The following is a 2,519-nucleotide window of genomic DNA, read 5'->3' as shown; positions in this document are numbered from 1 at the left end:
GCTTCGAGCGGCAGATCTTTCTCGATGCCCTCGCAGCCAGCCGCCAGGATCGCGGCGATCGACAGATAGGGATTGATGTCGGCGCCCGGCGCGCGATGCTCCAGCCGGCAGGCGCCGTCATTCGGCGTGGTGATGGCGCGGACGGGTGCTGTGCGGTTCTCGAAACCCCACGCGACGTCCTCCGGCGACCAGGCGCCACGATCGAAGCGGCGGTAGGAATTGACCGTCGGCCGAAACAACAGATGTGTTTCCTGCATCCGGTGGAGCACGCCGGCAAGGAACTTTTCCGCAACCGGCGTCAGCCGGTTCGGGCCGGCGGCGAAGGCCGGCTTGCCGTCGCGCCACAGGCTGACATGGTGATGCGCGCCGCAGGCGCTTTCCTTGCCCGGCGGCTGGAAGCGCGTCATGAAGGTGGCGACCAGGCCACGCTCGGCGCACAGCTCGCGCAGATGCAGCTTGGCACGCATGGCGTCGTCGGCTGCCTGCAGTGCCGATTTCGGTGTCAGCGCATATTCATACATTCCGTAGCCATATTCGGTGACCAGCGAGGCCACCCCGATGCCGATGCTCTTCATGCGGGTGATGAATTCGGCGGCAAAATCCTGATATTCGCCGCTGCGCACCAGATCATAGTTGATCAGCGAATGGCCCCAGGGCTTCAGCTCGCGGTAGCGCCCGGCGCGCATCAGATCGTGGTCGGCATGGAAGATGCCGAACTCGTATTCGAGCGCGATCATCGGCTCGTAGCCGAGCGCCCTGGCGCGTTCTTCGACGCGGGCCAGCACGCCGCGCGGATCGAACGGACAGACCGCGCCGTCGAGCATGTAGGAGCTGGTGATGGCGGAGGCGAATTTCGGCTTCCAGCCGTGCTGGACGACCGTCGCCGGATCGATGATCCCCTTGATATTTGGAAAGCCGTTGTCCTCATTGGCGCTCGGCGAGGCGAAGGCAACATCACCCATCGGTTGGCCGTCGCCATGGGTAACGCAATAGAGGATGGCGTTGATGGATTCGCCATAGGTAGAGAGCTTCAGCGGTGCGATCTTGGAGCGGAACGCCCCTGATGTGTCGACCGTATGGATCTCGATGAATTCGACGCCGTCGGCCGCCAGCTTGCTCTGCAGCGCTTCGAGCCTGGGCTTGTAGGCCGCGGCCTTGTCCTCAAATTCCACTTCAAACCTCCACCAGGAAAACTCGGAGCAATTCCAGGAAAAGTGTGAAACGGTTTTCCGTCCGGAATTGCGTTAGAAGAAACGGACAGACGCTACGCTATTTCGCGTTGCGCCTGAAAAATCGCGACAACAATTCGTCGAGCTCATAACGGCCGCTGATGCCGCTTGGCCGGAAGGCCATGCAAAGCACGATGACGACGCCGAGCGCCACACCCGACAGCCCGAGCAGCTGCGGCAGCTGGAGGCCGGCGATCGTCACGCCGGATTCGATGCTGCGGATGAATTCCAGCCCGACCGAAAGCACGATCACGCCGGTCACCGCGCCGGTCACCGTCGCCATGCCGCCCAGGATCAGCATCGCCAGCGTGTTGAAGATCATCTGGAAGTAGAAAAGCTTGGGACTGATCGTGCCGGCAAAATAGGCGTAGAGCACACCGGCGAGGCCGCAGATCAGCGCCGACAGCACCCACGACATCAGCCGCAGGCGTCGGGCGTCGATGCCGAGTGCTGCGGCGGCCTGCGGGCTCTGGGCGCTGGCGCGGAGCTGCAGGCCCCAGCGGCTGTCCTTGAACAGCCGCGCCAGCACGATCACCACCACCGAGAACACCATCATCCAGGGCAAGCCGACCACCTTCGGGATGCCGAAGAAGGCCTGGTTGCCTTTGAACAGATTGGTCCAGTTGAGAAACACCGAATGGACGATGATCAGCAGCGCCAGGCTGACGATGGTCGCGGCGACACCCGACAGGCGGCTGATCACCTTTCCGCTGACGGCGGCGACGATGCCGACCATGATGAGCGCGATGAGCGCCGACGACACCGGATCGAGCTGCAATGTGGCGAAGCCGAACGGCGCATGGGGGATCGACAGTTTCTTCATGGCCAGTGGCGTCGACAGGATGGCGACGCCATAGGCGCCGAGGCCGACAAAGGCACTGTGGCCGAGATTGGCGATGTTGCTGTTGCCCATGAACACCTGAAGGCCGACGACGACGATCAGGTTCACGAAGGCGCCGAGCGCCAGATAGGTGTAGTAGGTCGGCGCGAAATTCAGGATCAGCAGCCCGACCACCAGCACCGGCACCGACGTTACCAGCCCACCGATCAGCGAGCGCGTCAGCGCAGCGCGGGATTGTGCGACAGCAGTAGACGGAGATGCGGTCTCTTCGATTGCCTGCGACAACGTCAAATCTCCTTGTCGCCGAGTTCGACCCGCTGGCCGAGCAGGCCTTCTGGCCGGTAGACAAGCAGCGCGACGATGATCCCGTAGGTGAGCGCGTCCTTGAAGCCTCCATACTCCTGCGGCAACGCAACCAGCAGGCCGACCTCGATGAAGCCGAGCAGCAT

2 protein-coding genes are annotated in these 2,519 nt (G+C 63.0%); both read right to left on the bottom strand.

The window, feature by feature from the left end; all coding sequences use genetic code 11:
* A partial coding sequence (locus EN939_RS29600) for a glutamine synthetase family protein (protein WP_164751326.1) occupies nucleotides 1–1,172 on the bottom strand: 1,172 nt, incomplete at its 3' end.
* Nucleotides 1,173–1,269: 97 nt separating this feature from the next.
* Nucleotides 1,270–2,355 carry a branched-chain amino acid ABC transporter permease gene (locus EN939_RS29595; protein ID WP_127271221.1) on the bottom strand — a complete coding sequence of 362 codons (1,086 nt, stop codon included), beginning with the start codon at nucleotides 2,353–2,355 and terminating at the stop codon, nucleotides 1,270–1,272.
* Nucleotides 2,356–2,519 lie beyond the last annotated feature (164 nt).

The sequence above is a fragment of the Mesorhizobium sp. M7A.F.Ca.CA.002.05.1.1 genome (genome assembly GCF_003998335.1).
In the GTDB taxonomy this organism is placed as follows: Bacteria; Pseudomonadota; Alphaproteobacteria; order Rhizobiales; family Rhizobiaceae; genus Mesorhizobium.
The sequence above is the reverse complement of the archived record's forward strand: the minus strand, read 5'-3'. Positions and strand labels throughout refer to the sequence as shown.